Genomic DNA, 17,669 nt, shown 5'->3' on the forward strand with positions numbered 1-17,669 from the left:
GGGATAATAAAATGGCAATAAAAGACGTTAAATTTGGTAATGATGCACGCGTAAAAATGCTTAAAGGCGTGAATATTTTAGCTGATGCAGTAAAAGTTACTTTGGGACCAAAAGGTCGTAATGTAGTATTAGATAAAGCCTATGGCGCACCAACGATTACAAAAGATGGCGTATCTGTAGCCCGTGAAATTGAATTAGAAGATAAATTCGAAAATATGGGCGCTCAAATGGTGAAAGAAGTTGCTTCTAAAGCAAATGATGTAGCTGGTGATGGTACAACAACGGCAACTGTTCTTGCTCAATCTATTGTCAGTGAAGGCTTGCGCGCTGTTGCAGCAGGAATGAATCCAATGGATTTAAAACGTGGTATTGATAAAGCGGTTGCTGCAGTAGTCGAAGAATTAAAAGCGATCTCTAAACCATGTGAAACATCTAAAGAGATTGAACAAATCGGCACGATCTCGGCTAACTCTGATGAAACGGTTGGTAAGCTTATTGCTCAAGCCATGGAAAAAGTTGGTAAAGAAGGGGTTATTACGGTTGAAGATGGTACAGGTTTAGATGATGCCTTAGATGTTGTGGAAGGTATGCAGTTTGATCGTGGTTATTTATCGCCATACTTTATCAATAAACCAGAAGCCGGTACGGTTGAATTAGACAACCCATATATCATTTTAGTTGATAAAAAAATCAGCAATATCCGTGAAATTTTACCGGTTTTAGAAGCCGTAGCAAAAGCGGGTAAACCATTATTGATTATTGCAGAAGATGTTGAAGGTGAAGCGTTAGCAACGTTAGTGGTTAATACTATGCGTGGTATTGTTAAAGTGGCTGCAGTGAAAGCACCAGGCTTCGGTGATCGTCGTAAAGCAATGTTACAAGATATTGCCATTTTAACAGCAGGTACCGTTATTTCTGAAGAAATTGGTATGGAGCTAGAAAAAGCAACATTAGAAGAATTAGGTCAAGCTAAACGCGCAGTAATCACTAAAGACAATACTACTATTATTGATGGTATTGGTGATGAAGCACAAATTAAAGCACGCGTAGTTCAAATCCGTCAGCAAATTGAAGATTCAACTTCAGATTATGATAAAGAAAAATTACAAGAACGCGTGGCTAAATTAGCGGGTGGTGTGGCAGTTATTAAAGTCGGCGCAGCTACTGAAGTTGCAATGAAAGAGAAAAAAGATCGTGTGGATGATGCACTCCATGCAACGCGTGCTGCAGTTGAAGAAGGAATTGTCCCAGGGGGCGGTGTTGCATTAGTTAGAGCAGCAAATAAAGTATCAGCTACGTTAACCGGCGATAATGAAGAACAAAATGTAGGTATTAAATTAGCATTACGTGCAATGGAAGCGCCATTACGTCAAATTGTAGAAAATTCAGGCGAAGATGCATCTGTTGTTGCGCGCGATGTTAAAGATGGTAGCGGTAACTTTGGTTATAATGCGACCACGGAAGAATATGGGGATATGTTAGAAATGGGTATTTTAGATCCGACTAAAGTTACTCGTTCAGCACTTCAATTTGCAGCGTCAATTGCAGGATTGATGATTACAACGGAATGTATGATTACCGATCTTCCAAAAGAAGATAAATTAGATGCTCAAGCCGCTATGGGTGGAATGGGCGGTATGGGTGGAATGATGTAATCATTCTTTTCATAATATCTCTTTTAAAGCCTTTGAGATTTTCTCAAAGGCTTTTTATTTGGTAAGCGGTGAATTTTTACAGAAATTTTGCAAATAAAAAAACCGAACTGACGAAATGTTCGGTTTTTAAGGAAATGTTGATCTTAGTGTTTTTGCTTTAATGTATTTAATGCAGTTAAGCCTTTATCGCAGCTCTTTTCTTGCATTTTTACTTCCATTTTTATGATTTGCTGTTTAGTTGAAGAAAGTTTATTTTTCATCTTAGTAACTTGAACATGTGTACCGGGCTGTTTTTCAGCATCTAACACAAGTTTATGGGCGACACTAAACATTTGTTTACATTGTGTAGGAAGGTTATTACTGCCAACCATTAGTTTTTCCATCGCCAGTGAAGAGGTTTTTATGTCAGCAAATGCATTTTGTGACGATATGCTGAATATAACACTCATTAAAATGAATGGCAGACCTTTTTTTAACATTATGTTTTTACCTTTTTCTGTTATAGTTAAAAACTATCATAGTTGTTATTGATAATTCTTCGCAATTATAGCAAATAAAAAAGTAAGGATCATTATAATATCGTAAAAATTTATGATCTTTTTATAATTTAAATTTGATGAAAATCAAAAATCATTTAGATACATAATTTTTTTAATTGTTTTTATTAGGCTTATTTATTCAATTTGTTACAAAAAATAAGATAATAGATCTGTTTTTTAACATTCAATTAATATTTTATTCAGGAATATGATCCACTATAACAAATCGGCTATTTTTAATTTTCTTATTTAGGGTTAGAATAGAAGCAGATTCTGAAAAAATAAAATACCTCTTTAATAATCAGGTGTTTGTTTTGAGTAAAAATTCTGTTGGAGTGGTTATTTGGGTTTATTAAATAATCAATAGTAAGTACTAATACTTTATAAGAGGACTGAGATGTTAGACGTTGTTGAACTCTCTCGCTTGCAGTTTGCGTTAACTGCTCTCTATCACTTCTTATTTGTGCCGTTAACATTAGGCCTTTCTTTCATCCTCGTTGTGATGGAAACCCTTTATGTAACGACTGGAAAAGAAGTCTATAAAGATATGACTAAATTCTGGGGTAAGTTATTTGGTATTAACTTTGCTCTTGGTGTAACAACTGGTATTACAATGGAATTCCAGTTTGGTATGAACTGGTCATATTACTCTCATTATGTAGGTGATATCTTTGGCGCTCCGTTAGCGATCGAAGGTTTAATGGCATTTTTCTTAGAATCAACTTTTGTTGGTATATTCTTCTTTGGCTGGGATCGCTTATCAAAGGCTAAACATTTATTAGCAACATATTGTGTCGCATTTGGTTCTAATTTCTCTGCATTATGGATTCTAGTCGCGAATGGCTGGATGCAAAACCCAATAGGTTCAGAATTTAATTTTGAAACTATGCGAATGGAGCTTGTAAGCTTTTCAGAACTTTTATTAAATCCAGTCACTCAATCAAAATTCTTGCATACAGCAACAGCAGGGTACACTTGTGCTGCGATTTTTGTATTGGGTATTAGTGCATATTATATTTTAAAAGGTCGTGATTTAGGATTTGCAAAACGTTCATTTTCGGTTGGTGCAAGTTTTGGTTTGATCTCTATTTTTTCTGTATTAGTAATGGGAGATGAATCAGGTTATGAAATCGGTAAAGCACAACCGACTAAATTAGCCGCAATGGAAGGTGAATTTGAAACTCACCCAGCACCTGCTGCTTGGAATGTTTTTGTTATTCCAAATATGGCAGAAATGAAAAATGAATTTTCAATTCATATCCCCTATATGGCGGGTATCATTGCTACACGTTCTTTAGATGGTGAAATTAAAGGATTACGTGATATTCGTGCAATCAATGAACAGCGCGTGCGTTCAGGTATAAGAGCTTATGGATTGCTAGAAAAATTACGTTCAGGTAATTATACGGAAGAAGACAAATTAGCTTTCCAAAAAGTGCAAAAAGATTTAGGTTTTGGTCTATTATTGAAACCATATACTGTAAACGTTGTTGATGCAACAGAAGAACAAATTCAAAAAGCAGCCGCTAGTACAATTCCTAAGGTAGGGCCTACTTTCTGGGCATTCCGTGCAATGATGGTATCAGGTGGCTTGATGTTGTTATTGATTTTGTTTGCATTTATTCAAAATATGCGCGGTACAGTAGGTAAAAATCGCTTGTTTTTACGCGCAATGTTATGGGGTATTCCATTACCGTGGATTGCGATAGAATCTGGTTGGTTCTTAGCCGAATATGGTCGTCAACCTTGGGCTATTTATGAGGTATTACCAACAGGAGTAGCAAATTCTGCATTAACTACGTTAGATCTTTGGATCTCTATTGGTTTGATATGTGGTCTATATACTTTATTCTTAATTGTTGAAATGTATTTAATGTTTAAATATGGCAAATTAGGTCCAAGTGCATTAAAAACGGGTCGATATCATTTTGAACAATCTGCGAAATAATAGGAATATAAAATGATCGATTATGAAATTCTCCGCTTTATCTGGTGGATATTAATTGCTGTTTTATTAATCGGCTTTGCGATTACTGATGGCTTTGATATGGGCGTATTAACTTTGTTACCTATTATTGGTAAAAGCAATGTTGAACGCCGTGTAATGATAAATACAGTTGCGCCACATTGGGACGGTAACCAAGTTTGGTTATTAACTGCAGGTGGTGCTATCTTTGCTGCTTGGCCAACCGTGTATGCGGTATCATTTTCTGGTTTCTATTTAGCGATGATTCTGGTCCTTGCAGCATTATTTTTCCGCCCGGTTGGTTTTGAGTATCGTGCAAAAATCGACAGTCCAAAATGGCGTAATGCATGGGATTGGGGATTATTTGTTGGTGGTTTTGTTCCGTCATTAATCTTTGGTGTAGCGTTTGGTAATTTATTACAAGGTGTACCATTTGAATTTAATGAGCTTAACCAAGCACAATATACTGGTTCATTTTTTGGTTTATTAAATCCATTTGCATTGTTGTGTGGTGCATTAAGTCTAACGATGTTAACGACACAAGGTGCGACTTGGTTACAAATGAAAACTACAGGTGATTTACGTTACCGTGCACGTTCAGTAGCACAGCTGGCTGCTATTATTGTGCTAGTCATCTTTATTTTAGCGGGCGTTTGGCGGTATTTTAAAGATGGTTTTATTATTACCAGTGATTTAGATCACAATGCGAAATCGTTGTTAAGTAATAAAACAGTTGCTGTAGAAAATGGCGCTTGGTTCAGAAACTTTTTTGAAATGCCTGTGTTATGGGTTGTACCAATGTTAGCTATTTTAGGTGCAATGTGTACTGTCATTGCTTCAAAAGCTAATCGTTCTGGTTTTGCATTTTTTTCATCATCTATTATGTTATTAGGTGTAATTTTAACTGCTGTAGTCTCCATGTTCCCATTCATTATGCCATCAATTTCTCATCCAGAAATGAGTCTGACAATTTGGGATTCAACAGCAAGTAAATACACGTTAACGGTAATGTTAATCGTTGCATGTATTTTTGTTCCAATGGTATTGGCTTATACAGGCTGGACATACTATAAAATGTTTGGTCGTTTAGATGCTAAATATTTAGAAGATAATAAAGCAAGCGCATACTAAGGAGATAAATAAATGTTTTATGTAACATGGGTATTAGGTATTTTACTTGCTATTCTTTTTGCGACAGTGGTCACAATTGGCATTGAGAAAAGCGGTAAATTTGATGAATAGGTTTATACTGAATGATTCATTCAATTTATAATTTAACAAGAAAGGGCTGGCTCAAGGCCCTTTCTTTTATTCTTGCATTATTACTCTTTATCGTAATTTTGCTTAATCCTCAGGTATTTGCATCGTACTTTGGTGGACATGTTCCTTATTTAGCAATATTTGTTTTTTATGGAATGGCTATTTTATGGATTCATGGTATTGGGCTTGATATCCACCGCACTTTTTGGCAATTACTTTTTTTACCAATTATGGGTTATTTAATTGTTATTAGTACATTAATATTTCTAATATTATTAAAATAATTCGAAAAAGTTCCATTTTTTTATAGAAAATATTTTTATTTTGCTATTGCACAACAATTTTTCTCTTTCTACAATAGTGCTTTATTTTGCTTAATTTTAAATCGTTATAAGTAATTTAGTGGCTAGGCATAAAGATGAATTTCCCAATTAGAGTTTATTATGAAGATACAGATGCGGGCGGCGTTGTTTATCATGCTAACTATCTCTGCTTTTTTGAGCGAGCACGTACGGAATTTTTGCGTAAAGTAGGTTTTTCGCAGCAGCGATTATTAGCAGATTCACACGCATTTGTAGTAAAGAATTTATATATTGATTATAAAATGGCTGCACACTTAGATGATTTGCTTAATGTTGAAACAATTGTTACTGAGTTAAAAAAAGTGACTATTATTTTTAAACAAATATTATGGCGAGAAGATATTTGTTTAAGTGAAGCGATTGTCACGGTTGCAAGTGTTGATTTGAGCAAAATGAAACCTTTAGCGATCCCTAAAGATATTTACCAAGGATTACAAGCGGTTTGATTTATTAGATAATTTACTTATTCGGAGTTTTAATGGAAAATCAATTTAATCTTGTTTCGCTGTTTATGCAGGCAAGTATTGTGGTTAAGATTGTTATTTTGATTTTAATTTGCTTTTCAATTTTGTCTTGGGCGATCATTATTCAGCGTAGTCAAGTATTAGCAAAAGCAAAAAAAGCAGTGGTAGCATTTGAAAATAAATTTTGGTCAGGTGATGATTTACACCGTTTGCACGAAAGATTAGAAAACCGTCGTGAAGGATTAAGTGGATCAGAGCAAATTTTTTATGCTGGATTTAAAGAATTTTTACGTTTACAACAAGTGAATCCGGAAGCTACTATGAAAGGCACTAGTCGCGCGATGCACTTAGCATTGAATCGTGAAGTAGAATCTTTAGAGAGCTATATCCCATTTTTGGGTACAGTGGGTTCTATTAGCCCGTATATTGGTTTATTTGGCACAGTATGGGGTATTATGCATTCATTTATGGGACTAAGCGGAGTTAAACAAGCTACATTGCAATCTGTTGCACCTGGTATTGCTGAGGCTTTGATTGCAACGGCAATTGGCTTGTTTGCCGCTATTCCTGCCGTTATGGCTTATAATCGCTTAAACTTAGCGATGAACAGATTAGAGCAAGATTATCTTAACTTTATTGATGAATTTATAACGATTTTACATCGTCAAGCATTCACTAAAAAATAGTATAAATAAGGTTGATTTGGTTGTGATTGCCCCAGATCTTTTGTTGGCTTAAAAAATGAGAGGAAATTATGGCTTATCGTCGTAAGCGTAATGAAATTAAGTCTGAAATTAATATTGTCCCATTTTTGGATGTATTACTTGTATTATTACTTATTTTTATGGTGACTGCTCCAGTGATTAGTCAAAGTGTTGAAGTTAATTTGCCAGAAGATAAGTATAGTCAATCCGTTTCTAATGAAGATAAAACACCTGTGATTTTACAAGTTGCAAAGGATGGGGCATATAAATTAAAAATTGATGGTAATTTTGTGCAAAGTGATAATGGTCAAGAGAATTTGAGTGAGCAAGAAGTGGTTGCTTATGCGAGTCAAACATTTGAAAAAGATAAAAATATACTTTTTTTAGTTGCTGCAGAAAAAGATCTTCCTTATGAAGATGTGATTAAAGGTATTGTACTTTTAAAGGATGCAGGTATAAAAAATGCGGGCTTAATGACCCAAGGAAAATAATATTAAAGGATAAAAAATGTGATAGCTAAAGATAATGGTCTACGACGCGCAATTATAGTTTCAATCTTATTCCACGGATTATTGATAGGTTTATTTCTATTAGGATCGTTTTTTACAAATACCGTATTAGAATCAGCGGGGGGAAATGATGGTAACGGACAAGAATTTGAAGCGGTAATGGTTAATACTGAACAGATTGCTAATCAATATAATCAGCCTAAAAAAAATAACAAAAGTAATTTGCCACCGAAAAAAGTAGATGAACAAGCAAAATCTAAACAAGAAGTGGAACCTAAAAAGGAAGCAACGTCTTCTGATACTGCTGAGCAACCAACACAAGAAAAACAGTTAGTTAACGCTAAAGAAAAACAAAAAGCTAAAGAACTACATCAACAAACTGAAGCGCGTAAGCAAGAGATTTTAAAACAAGAACAATTAAAGAAAGCACAAGCTGTAGAAGCTATACGTAAAAAACAAGCAGAAATGGCGCGCCCGAAAGCGGATGCTGAAGCAAAGAATTTACAAGCGATGGCAAAAGCTGCTCAAGAGGATAAAGCACAAAAAAAATTAGAAGCGCAAAATAAAGCTAAATTACAAGCTGAACAAAAAATGAAAGAAAAAGCTGAAAAAGAGGCTAAGCTAAAAGTGGAAAAAGAAGCAAAAAAAAAAGCTAACGCAGAAGCTAAATTAAAAGCCGAGCAAGATGCAAAACAAAAAGCTGACGCAGAAGCTAAAGTAAGAAATGATAAAGCCTTAAATGATTTTATAAATAGTAGTGTTGTGGGTAATAGTCAATCACATAGTGATGGATTACAAAGCAATGTAAATTCAAGAAATGTAGGTAAGGGTAAAAATATCGCAGATGTTGGATATGCACAGCTGATTAAGAAAAAATTAGCACGTACTTATCGAGTTGATCCAAGTTTTAGTGGGCGTGAATGTCAAGTAAAAATTTTTATTGATTTAAATGGCTATATAGTTAGTCACCAAGTATTATCTGGCCCTGAAGATATTTGTCGTGCAGCTGTTTCTGCTATTACATCTGCAAAAAATGTACCTAAAGCACCTAATGAAGAGATCTATAATAAGTATAAATCTCCAATTATTAAGTTTGGTTTGAAAATTCTATAATAACCTAGAGGTTTAAGATGAAATTGAAATTCCGTTATACGAGTCTGATTAGTGTAGTAAGCATTTTTTTTAGTAGTGTGGTTATGGCAGAATCAGATATAGTTATCTCAGTGGATGAAGGGGTAAGTATTGCTCAGCCAATTGCTGTTGTGCCTTTTAAAGTAAATGGTGGAGTGCCTGAAGATGTTGGTCAGATTGTTGCAGATGATTTACGTAATAGTGGTAAATTTACACCTATTCAACGCGCTAAATTACCTTCATACCCTACTTCTGTTGCTGAAATTAATTCTCAGCAATGGACGGATATCGGTGTTGATGTGGTCGTTGTGGGGCAAATAACGACCGCTAATAATGGTTATAATGTGGCCTATCAATTAGTTGATACGTTGAGTAATCCTGCGGTAGTATTAGTGCAAGGATCTTTTAATGTACCTGCAACCCAAATGCGCCAAGCTGCGCATACGGTGAGTGATCAGATTTTTGAAAAGTTAACACAAATTCGTGGCGCATTTAGGACGAAAATTGCTTATGTAGTACAACGTGGTGTGTCTGCATATGAGCTAAGAGTGGCTGATTATGACGGTTTTAATGCATTTACTGTTGTAAAAAGTAAAGAGCCATTAATGTCGCCTGAGTGGTCGCCAAATGGAAGTAAATTGGCATACGTTACTTTTGAAAATAAAAGACCACAAATAGTCGTTCATGATTTGCGTTCTGGGCAACGTAGTGTGGTGGCTGCATTAAAAGGACATAATGGTGCTCCTGCATTTTCACCTGATGGCTCACGTCTTGCTTTCGCATCTAATCAAGATGGTGAATTAAATATTTATATTGCCAATATTAATGGTGGGACGCCTATTAAACTAACTGCAAACGTAGGTAATAACACTGAGCCAAGTTGGTCGCCGGATGGTAGTATAATCTACTTTACTTCCGATCGTGAAGGCTCTCCACAAGTATATAGAATGAGTTCTTCAGGTAATGATGTGATTCCTATCGGAACAAGAGGTAGCTATAATGCTAAAGCTTCATCTGATGGTAAGAATTTAATCATGATTGTGGGTGATAATGTGGTGAAACAAGATCTAACTTCAGGTAGTACAGAAGTATTGAGTTCAACATTTTTAGACGAAAGTCCGAGTATTTCACCAAATGGCATTATGATTATTTATAGCTCGACTAAAGGTACGAGCAAAGTGCTACAATTGGTGTCCGCAGATGGCCGTTTCAAAGCTAACTTGCCAGGAGCAGAGGGACAATTTAAATTTCCCGCTTGGTCACCTTATTTGACTAAATAATAAAATTCTTTTTAGGAGTAATAAATGAAAAAAATAGCTAAAGTATTAATGATCGCGGCACCAGCATTTGTATTAACGGCTTGTAGTAGTTCATCAGGTAAAACAGATGCTAATGCGAATATGAATGGCGATGCTATGGCGGTTAATCAATTTGGTGGGATGACTAGCGAAGACTTACAGACTCGTTATAACACAGTGTATTTTAATTTTGATAGCTATGCTGTTGAAGGGGAATATCGCCAACTTTTAGATGCTCATGCAGCCTATCTAACTTCTTCAAATAGTAAAGTAACGGTTACAGGACATGCGGATGAACGTGGTACGCCTGAATATAATATCGCTTTAGGTCAGCGTCGTGCAGATGCAGTGAAAAACTATTTAGCGACTAAAGGCGTTAGCCAAGTTTCAACCGTTTCTTACGGTGAAGAAAAACCTTCTGTATTAGGACATACAGAAGCTGATTATGCGAAAAATCGCCGTGCAGTATTAGAGTACTAATTTATATATTTTAATAATATTAAAAGCCCTGTATTTTCAGGGCTTTATTTTTATGGCTAAGCGGTTAGATAAGTAAAATTTTTTGCTATTTAAAATTTAATAACGTTGGCAGTTAATTATTCACGCTTGAGTATTTATTAAAATATTTTCTTTTTGTTATTTTAGGATAAGATAACTTATTGATCTTATTTGTTTTCCAATATAAAAGGACAAAAAATGCAATTTATTGGCAAAATCATCGGGTTTTTTATTGGTTATAAGCTATTTGGTGGATTATTTGGCGGTTTACTTGGGATTTTTATTGGCCATTTGGCAGATAAAAAATTGTATGAATTAGGCAGTGTTCGTTCATCTATTTTTGGTAAAAATTTAACACGTCAATCTTTATTTATGCAGACGACTTTTGCCGTGCTTGGCCATATTGCAAAAGCAAAAGGGCGAGTTACAGAAGATGATATTCAATTAGCTCGGCAATTAATGGTTCGTTTACGTTTAGATAATGCGAATCAACAGTTAGCTCAACAAGCATTTACTTTAGGCAAGGAAGCTAATTTTCCGTTACGCCAAGTTATTCAAGAGTTTCGGGAAGCATGTGGGCAACGTGCAGATTTATTGCGTTTTTTTGTGGAAGTTCAGATGCAAGCGGCGGCTCAAGATGGTCAGTTAGATATCAATGAGCAACAAATTTTATTTACTATTGCCGAAACGATAGGTATGTCGCGTTTTCAATTTGAGCAAATGCTGGCAATGGTAATGGCGGCACAACAATTTCGATCTGGTGATTTCTATCAGCAATATTCGCAACAACAGGGATCCTACCAACAGCATTCATACGATGGCTATCAATACTCAAATAATGGTCCTAATATCAAAGATGCATATACTGTATTGGGTATTAATGAAAATGATGAGCACAATGCAGTTAAACGTGCATACCGTAAATTGATGAATGAACATCACCCTGATAAATTGGCAGCAAAAGGATTACCTGATGAAATGATGGAGCTAGCCAAGGAAAAAGCACAACAAATTCAGGCCGCTTATGATCTTATTTGTAAAACGAAAGGATGGAAGTAATTAATATTATAAGGCGTTGGCATATTTTTATTATGGCGATATGTGCTAACGCCCTGAGTTACTTATTCAATTACCCATTCAAACGACCAATGATTAAATCAACACCCCGTATTATGTTAGCGCCAATGCAAGGCGTGTTAGATCCTTTTATGCGTAAATTACTTACCGCTTATAATGATTATGATCTTTGTGTTTCAGAATTTGTTCGTGTGGTTGATCAACGGTTACCTAAAAAAACATTTTATCGTTTAGTGCCTGAATTATTACAAGGAGGTTTAACGGACTCGGGGACACCAATTCGCGTACAACTTTTGGGACAATATCCACAATGGTTAGCTGAAAATGCTCAATTAGCGATTGAACTTGGCTCTTATGGCATTGATTTTAATTGTGGTTGCCCATCAAAAACAGTTAATGGTAGCCATGGGGGGGCGGCATTATTAAAAGATCCTGAATTAATTTATTGTGCGACGAAAGCCATTCGTGAAGCGGTTCCAAAAGCACAGCCGGTTTCTGTGAAAATGCGATTAGGTTGGGATTGCGATAGTCAATGTTTTGAAATTGCGGATGCTATTCAACAAGCTGGGGCAGATGAAATCACTGTACATGGGCGAACTAAGCAGGACGGTTATCGAGCAGAAAGAATTAATTGGCAAGCGATTGGGCAAATTCAACAACGTTTAAATATTCCGGTCATTGCCAATGGTGAAATTTTGGATTTTAATTCTGCGCAAAAATGTAGAGAAATTACCGCTTGTTGTGGTCTAATGATTGGGCGTGGAGCATTAAACACGCCAAATTTGAGTAAAGTGATCAAATATAATGTAGCTAAAATGGCTTGGTCTGAAGTATTACAGTTATTATATGAATATGTAAATATGCCAAATGAACGAGATTCAGGTTTTTATCACGTAGCACGTATTAAACAATGGTTACATTATCTAGATAAAGCGTATCCTGAAGCGGTTGATTTATTTCAAATAGTAAAAACAGAACACAGCTATGATGGCGTAAAAGCACATATTGAAAAAGCGGTAGGGCGTAATGAAAAAACAACTTTTCAATGAAGAAAATGTTTCAATTGAGCAAAAGATTGAAGCTAAACAGGAATTTGATGCTACAAAAGTGAGCGTTGAAGGTGAAACAGAGCAATTAACGGCGGAACTGGTTATTGAAAAAGGCTTTACACCTTCACGTTTTTGGATAAGAGGATTATTAGCGGTTTTAGTGTTGTTTGGGCTAGCCGTGATAGCACGAAGTGTTCAATGCTTGATCGATAGCGTGCAAGCGCATCAATGGATTGATTTAGCTTTTGCAATCGTCTTTTTTATGGTCAGTTTAGCGGGGATTGGTGCAATTATTCGCGAATGGTATTGGTTAGTTTATTTACGTAAACATCAAGATACTCAACATATAAGTAAGCAATTATTGATGGATGAATTATTGGTGACTAGCGGTCAAGATAATGTAGCTATTTGCCACCAGATTTTAGCAGATTTAAAATCATTACCGCATATTGCAGTAGCGAAACAACGTTGGCAAAGTCAATTAAATGAAGCCTATAATGCAAAAGAAGTGCTGTATTTATTTAGTGAAAATGTATTGAAGCCACTTGATACACAAGTAAAACAAATTATTGCTAAAAATGCCACTGAAAATGCGATTATTGTAGCCGTTAGCCCGTTAGCAATTGTGGATATGCTGATGATTGCGTGGCGTAATATTGCGTTAGTAAATAAGATCAGTCGATTATATGGAATGCGATTAGGTTATCTGAGCCGGCTTAAATTATTTAAGATGGTGCTTACAAATATGGTATTTGCGGGCGCTACTGAAATGGCAACCGATGTAGGAATGGATTTTTTCTCACAAAATTTAACCGCTAAAGTTTCGCTTAGGGCGGCACAAGGCATTGGCGTGGGGTTATTGACGGCGAGATTAGGCATTAAAGCGATGGAATTTTGCCGTCCAATTGCCTTTCAAAAAGAAGAGCGCCCCAAAATATCAGAGATTCGGCAACAGTTATTGATTGCGGTTAAAAATCGTTTTTTTGCTAAAAATGCAGCTTAGATAATACAACAAGCACATTGCGCACGTGATATATAAGCACTTGATCATTCAAGTGCTTTTTTTCATCTATTTTAGCATCTTTTCTAATGTTTCTTGTGCTTCTAACCACATTAGCTCATTTTCTTCCAGTGATCTTTTGGCTTCTACTTGTTGAGCAAGTGTTTCAGCTAATTGTGCTTTATTGCCTGCTTCATAAAGCGTATTTGAGGCAAGTAATGTCTCTAGTGTGGTTAGTTTTTCAGTTGCTTTTTCTATCGCGTTTTCCAATTGGCTAATTTTTTTGCGTAATGGCGCCGTTTGTTGGCGAAGTTCTGCCGCTAAGCGTTTTTGCGCTTTATGGGATTGAGCAGAATTATCTTGCTCAGTTTTGTTTAACGCGGTTGAATTTACTTGATTGCTGACAGTGGCAAGTTGATTCTGTTCGATCAGCCACTTTTGATAATCGTCTAAATCACCTTTAAATTCGGCGACTTTATGATTATGCACCAAATAGAATTCATTGACGGTCGTGCGTAATAAATGGCGGTCGTGTGAAACAACAACTAAAGAACCTTCATAATAAGTTAAGGCATCTGTTAATGCTTGACGCATATCTAAATCTAAATGGTTGGTTGGTTCATCTAATAACAACAGATTTGGGCGTTGCCAAACAATTAATGCTAATACCAGACGGGCTTTTTCACCGCCTGAAAAAGTCATTACCGGTTGATTGACTTTATCTCCTTTAAAGTCAAAACCGCCCAAATAATTGCGTAATGCTTGTTCAGTTTGCTGTGGAGCTAATTTTTGTAAATGCCAAAGTGGGCTTTCATCAAAGCGTAATGTATCCACTTGATGTTGCGCAAAATAGCCTAACTGTACCCCTTTTGCGAGTTGAATATTACCTGCCAGTGGGTCGATTTTTCCGGCTAATAGTTTAATTAGGGTTGATTTACCCGCACCATTGCGACCAAGCAATCCGATACGAGAGCCCGGCACTAAATTAAGTTTGACAGATTCTAAAATAACTTGTTTCTCATAACCGGCACTGACTTTTTCCATCATCAGTAACGGACTAGACAACGATAATGGCGGTTTAAACTCAAATTCAAACGGTGAATCTGCATAAGCCGGTGCAATCAATTCCATTTTTTCGAGCGCTTTGATACGGCTTTGTGCTTGTTTGGCTTTGGTGGCTTTCGCTTTAAAGCGGTCAATAAAACTTTGTAAATGAGCCACTTTTCTTTGTTGTTGTTGATAAGCCGCATTTTGTTGCGAAATCTTAGTCGCTCGTTGTATCTCAAAAGAGGTGTAGTTGCCGGTGTATTCTTGAAACCGTTGGTTTTCCAAGTGAATCACGTGATCAATAATGGGATCTAAAAAGTCACGGTCGTGTGAAATGAGCAGTAAAGTGCCACGGTAATTAGTCAACCATTTTTCTAACCAAATCACTGCATCTAAATCTAAATGGTTGGTGGGTTCGTCAAGTAATAATAAGTCAGAGCGACATAGCAATGCTTGTGCTAGGTTTAAACGCATACGCCAACCACCAGAAAATGATTTCACTGCCAAGGTAAGTTGTTCATTAGCGAAACCTAAGCCATTTAATAATGCCGCAGCACGAGCCTGAATCGTCCACGCATCAATCATATCTAGATGGTTGTGAATATGGGCGATTTGATTACCGTCATTTGCCAAGTTGGCTTTTTCAAGCTGTGTCATCAACGTAGTATATTCACGGTCACCTTGAATAACGTAATCTAGTGCAGAAATATCTAATGCCGGAGTTTCTTGATTGACCCACGCCATTGAGCAGTTTTTGGGTAACGCGACTTCACCTGCTTCTGCTTGAAGTTCGCCTTTTATTAAAGCAAAGAGTGAGGATTTCCCACAACCATTTTTGCCAACAAAGCCAACTTTTTGGCCTTTATGAATAGTCGCAGAGGTTTTATCTAAAAGGACATTAAGCCCTCGTTTTAAAATTAGTTCTGTAAAAAAGATCATTGCTAGCGGTCTGTTTATGTTAAAATTTTGAAATTAATAGCCTATTTTAGCAGATTGAAACAAAAAATAGTGAGATTAGCTATTTTAGAATAAGTTAATGATTACATATATAGATAAATTCAGAGGATATTTAAAATTATGGCATTACTTCCTTTCGCTGATGCATTGAATCAAATGCTTGAACGTTTAATTGTAACGGATAAATTTGAAGCACTTGCACTGAATGAATGTGCTAACAGAGTTGTGGCAGAAGATATTTTCTCACCGATTAATGTGCCTAGTTTTGATAACTCTGCAATGGATGGTTATGCGGTTCGAATTGCTGATTTACAAGCCAATTTAACATTGAAAGTAGCCGGTAAAGCATTAGCAGGCCATCCATTTACACAGCCAATTCACGCGGGGGAATGTGTTCGCATTATGACAGGAGCAATGGTGTCTGCTGAGATGGATGCTGTTGTTATGCAAGAAGATACTGTTATGAATCCAGATGGCACTGTTACTTTCAATGCAGTGGAAAAAGTTGGGCAAAATATTCGTCGTATTGGCGATGATATTCAACAACATGCATTAGTATTAGCTAAAGGTAGCCAATTAAATGTCACAACATTGCCATTATTAGCCTCACTTGGAATTGCGAATGTGCCAGTTTTTCCACGCTTGAAAGTGGCGATTCTTTCTACGGGTGATGAGCTAACGTCGGTTGGTCAGCCACTTGAAGCGGGTAAAATTTACGACACCAATCGTTTTGCCGTTCGTTTAATGTTAGAGAAATTAAATTGTGATATCCAAGATTATGGTATTTTGCCAGATGATCCGGTGCTTTTTGAACAAATTTTTACTGAAGCACAAGCTAATGCAGATGTGTTAATTACCAGTGGCGGAGTATCAGTAGGTGACGCTGATTTTACGAAAGATGTTTTGCAAAAATTAGGTGAAGTTGGTTTTTGGAAAATCGCAATGAAGCCGGGTAAACCCTTTGCATTTGGTAAATTATCCAATGCGTGGTTTTTTGGTTTACCGGGTAATCCCGTTTCCGCGTTAGTCACTTTCTATCAGCTAGTTCAGCCGGCTTTAGCAAAATTAGCGGGTTTAAATCAAGCCGTGCGGGCTAATTTAACGCAAAGTATGACGGCCATTGCTTGTCACGCACTCAAAAAAGCAGTAGGGCGCCAAGATTTTCAACGAGGTTTCTATTATCTAAATGAAGCCGGGGAAATGCTTGTACGAGCGGTTGGCACTCAAGGTTCACATATTTTCAGTGCTTTTTATGAAAGTAACTGTTTTATTGTCTTAGAAGCAGAACGCGGCAATGTTGTTGCAGGCGAAAAAGTCACTATTCAGCCATTTAATGGATTATTACGCTAATGGAATTAACAGATCAAGAAATGCTGCGTTATAACCGGCAAATTATATTGCAAAATGTTGATTTTGATGGACAAGAAAAGTTGAAAGCAAGTCGCGTTTTGATTGTTGGATTAGGTGGCTTAGGCTGTGCTGCTGCACAATATTTGGCAGCTGCTGGGATCGGGCGGTTAATTTTAGTTGATTTTGATGAAGTATCGTATTCAAATTTACAACGCCAAATTTTACACAGTGAAGCGAATATTGGTATGCCGAAAGTGCAATCTGCCAAAGCCCGATTAAGTCAGATTAATCCTTACATTCAAATTGATGCCATTAATCAAAAATGTAGTAGTGAACAATGGGCTAGCTTGATTGCTAAAGTTGATGTAGTCGTGGATTGTACGGATAATGTTGAAGTACGTAATCAACTAAATGTGCAATGTTTTGCACAAAAAAGACCGCTTGTGTCAGGTTCTGCCATTCGTTTTGAAGGACAAATTTCCGTGTTTACTTATCAAGCTGATGAGCCTTGCTATAGTTGTTTAAGTCAATTATTTGGTAGCGGTACGTTAAGCTGTGTTGAAGCGGGCGTAATTGCGCCAATTGTTGGCGTGATTGGTAGTTTACAAGCGTTAGAAACGATCAAATTATTGTTAATGATCGGCACGCATTTAACCGGTAAATTGCTTATAATGGATGGTTTACATTTTTCTGTACGTGAGATGACTTTACCTAAGCTTACGACTTGTCCGATTTGTCATAAAGCGTAATAGAAGTTTCAAGAAATGCAAAGAAGTGAGAAGTTCGGTTTTATAGTTTGACGA

General features: G+C 36.5%; 18 protein-coding genes. 16 read left to right on the top strand and 2 right to left on the bottom strand.

The window, feature by feature from the left end; all coding sequences use genetic code 11:
* Positions 1–11: 11 nt before the first annotated feature.
* Positions 12–1,655 carry a chaperonin GroEL gene (gene groL / locus BMX01_RS01455; RefSeq protein ID WP_064082749.1) on the top strand — a complete coding sequence of 548 codons (1,644 nt, stop codon included), beginning with the start codon at positions 12–14 and terminating at the stop codon, positions 1,653–1,655.
* 143 nt (positions 1,656–1,798) lie between these two features.
* On the opposite strand, the gene BMX01_RS01460 is transcribed toward groL, so the two are convergent.
* Positions 1,799–2,134, bottom strand: a complete 336-nt coding sequence (locus BMX01_RS01460) for a DUF5339 domain-containing protein (RefSeq protein WP_074647628.1) — start codon at positions 2,132–2,134, stop codon at positions 1,799–1,801.
* Between the two features lie 457 nt (positions 2,135–2,591).
* Here BMX01_RS01460 and BMX01_RS01465 point away from each other — a divergent pair, with 457 nt between their 5' ends.
* The 13 genes from BMX01_RS01465 (at position 2,592) to BMX01_RS01525 (ending at position 13,515) form a co-directional block, all read left to right on the top strand.
* Positions 2,592–4,142: a cytochrome ubiquinol oxidase subunit I gene (locus tag BMX01_RS01465; protein ID WP_064082751.1), complete on the top strand. Its 1,551-nt coding sequence runs from the start codon at positions 2,592–2,594 to the stop codon at positions 4,140–4,142.
* 12 nt (positions 4,143–4,154) lie between these two features.
* Positions 4,155–5,291, top strand: a complete 1,137-nt coding sequence (gene cydB / locus BMX01_RS01470) for a cytochrome d ubiquinol oxidase subunit II (protein ID WP_064082752.1) — start codon at positions 4,155–4,157, stop codon at positions 5,289–5,291.
* A 12-nt stretch (positions 5,292–5,303) separates the two neighbouring features.
* Entirely contained in the window at positions 5,304–5,402 is a 99-nt protein-coding gene (locus tag BMX01_RS01475; protein WP_010945561.1) for a CydX/CbdX family cytochrome bd oxidase small subunit, read from the top strand.
* Positions 5,403–5,413: 11 nt separating this feature from the next.
* Positions 5,414–5,704, top strand: a complete 291-nt coding sequence (gene ybgE / locus BMX01_RS01480) for a cyd operon protein YbgE (RefSeq protein WP_010945560.1) — start codon at positions 5,414–5,416, stop codon at positions 5,702–5,704.
* A 134-nt stretch (positions 5,705–5,838) separates the two neighbouring features.
* Positions 5,839–6,228, top strand: coding sequence for a tol-pal system-associated acyl-CoA thioesterase (gene ybgC, locus BMX01_RS01485; RefSeq protein WP_074647630.1), 390 nt, complete (start codon positions 5,839–5,841; stop codon positions 6,226–6,228).
* Between the two features lie 32 nt (positions 6,229–6,260).
* Positions 6,261–6,932 (top strand): protein TolQ, encoded by a 672-nt coding sequence (gene tolQ, locus BMX01_RS01490; protein WP_064082754.1) that lies wholly within the window; start codon positions 6,261–6,263, stop codon positions 6,930–6,932.
* A gap of 68 nt (positions 6,933–7,000) precedes the next feature.
* Positions 7,001–7,441, top strand: a complete 441-nt coding sequence (tolR, locus tag BMX01_RS01495; protein WP_064082755.1) for a colicin uptake protein TolR — start codon at positions 7,001–7,003, stop codon at positions 7,439–7,441.
* An 18-nt stretch (positions 7,442–7,459) separates the two neighbouring features.
* A complete protein-coding gene (tolA, locus tag BMX01_RS01500) occupies positions 7,460–8,572 on the top strand; it encodes a cell envelope integrity protein TolA (protein ID WP_074647632.1) in 1,113 nt (370 codons plus the stop codon).
* 17 nt (positions 8,573–8,589) lie between these two features.
* Positions 8,590–9,870: a Tol-Pal system beta propeller repeat protein TolB gene (tolB, locus tag BMX01_RS01505; RefSeq protein WP_064083259.1), complete on the top strand. Its 1,281-nt coding sequence runs from the start codon at positions 8,590–8,592 to the stop codon at positions 9,868–9,870.
* Between the two features lie 24 nt (positions 9,871–9,894).
* A complete protein-coding gene (pal, locus tag BMX01_RS01510) occupies positions 9,895–10,368 on the top strand; it encodes a peptidoglycan-associated lipoprotein Pal (protein ID WP_064082757.1) in 474 nt (157 codons plus the stop codon).
* A 216-nt stretch (positions 10,369–10,584) separates the two neighbouring features.
* Complete coding sequence (gene djlA, locus BMX01_RS01515) at positions 10,585–11,445, top strand: co-chaperone DjlA (protein ID WP_064082758.1); 861 nt, start codon at positions 10,585–10,587, stop codon at positions 11,443–11,445.
* An 89-nt stretch (positions 11,446–11,534) separates the two neighbouring features.
* Complete coding sequence (dusC, locus tag BMX01_RS01520) at positions 11,535–12,512, top strand: tRNA dihydrouridine(16) synthase DusC (RefSeq protein ID WP_064083045.1); 978 nt, start codon at positions 11,535–11,537, stop codon at positions 12,510–12,512.
* The gene (locus BMX01_RS01525) at positions 12,490–13,515 is read left to right on the top strand and encodes a YcjF family protein (RefSeq protein ID WP_064082759.1); all 1,026 of its coding nucleotides are present in this window, start codon (positions 12,490–12,492) and stop codon (positions 13,513–13,515) included. Before dusC ends, BMX01_RS01525 begins: the two co-directional genes overlap by 23 nt.
* A 66-nt stretch (positions 13,516–13,581) precedes the next feature.
* On the opposite strand, the gene BMX01_RS01530 is transcribed toward BMX01_RS01525, so the two are convergent.
* A complete protein-coding gene (locus tag BMX01_RS01530; protein ID WP_064082760.1) occupies positions 13,582–15,498 on the bottom strand; it encodes an ABC transporter ATP-binding protein in 1,917 nt (638 codons plus the stop codon).
* A 138-nt stretch (positions 15,499–15,636) separates the two neighbouring features.
* On the opposite strand from BMX01_RS01530, the gene moeA reads away from it, so the two are divergent.
* Complete coding sequence (gene moeA / locus BMX01_RS01535; protein WP_064082761.1) at positions 15,637–16,866, top strand: molybdopterin molybdotransferase MoeA; 1,230 nt, start codon at positions 15,637–15,639, stop codon at positions 16,864–16,866.
* Positions 16,866–17,615: a molybdopterin-synthase adenylyltransferase MoeB gene (moeB, locus tag BMX01_RS01540; protein ID WP_064082762.1), complete on the top strand. Its 750-nt coding sequence runs from the start codon at positions 16,866–16,868 to the stop codon at positions 17,613–17,615. Before moeA ends, moeB begins: the two co-directional genes overlap by 1 nt.
* Positions 17,616–17,669 lie beyond the last annotated feature (54 nt).

The sequence above is a fragment of the [Haemophilus] ducreyi genome (genome assembly GCF_900109315.1).
Taxonomy (GTDB): Bacteria; Pseudomonadota; Gammaproteobacteria; order Enterobacterales; family Pasteurellaceae; genus Haemophilus_B; species Haemophilus_B ducreyi.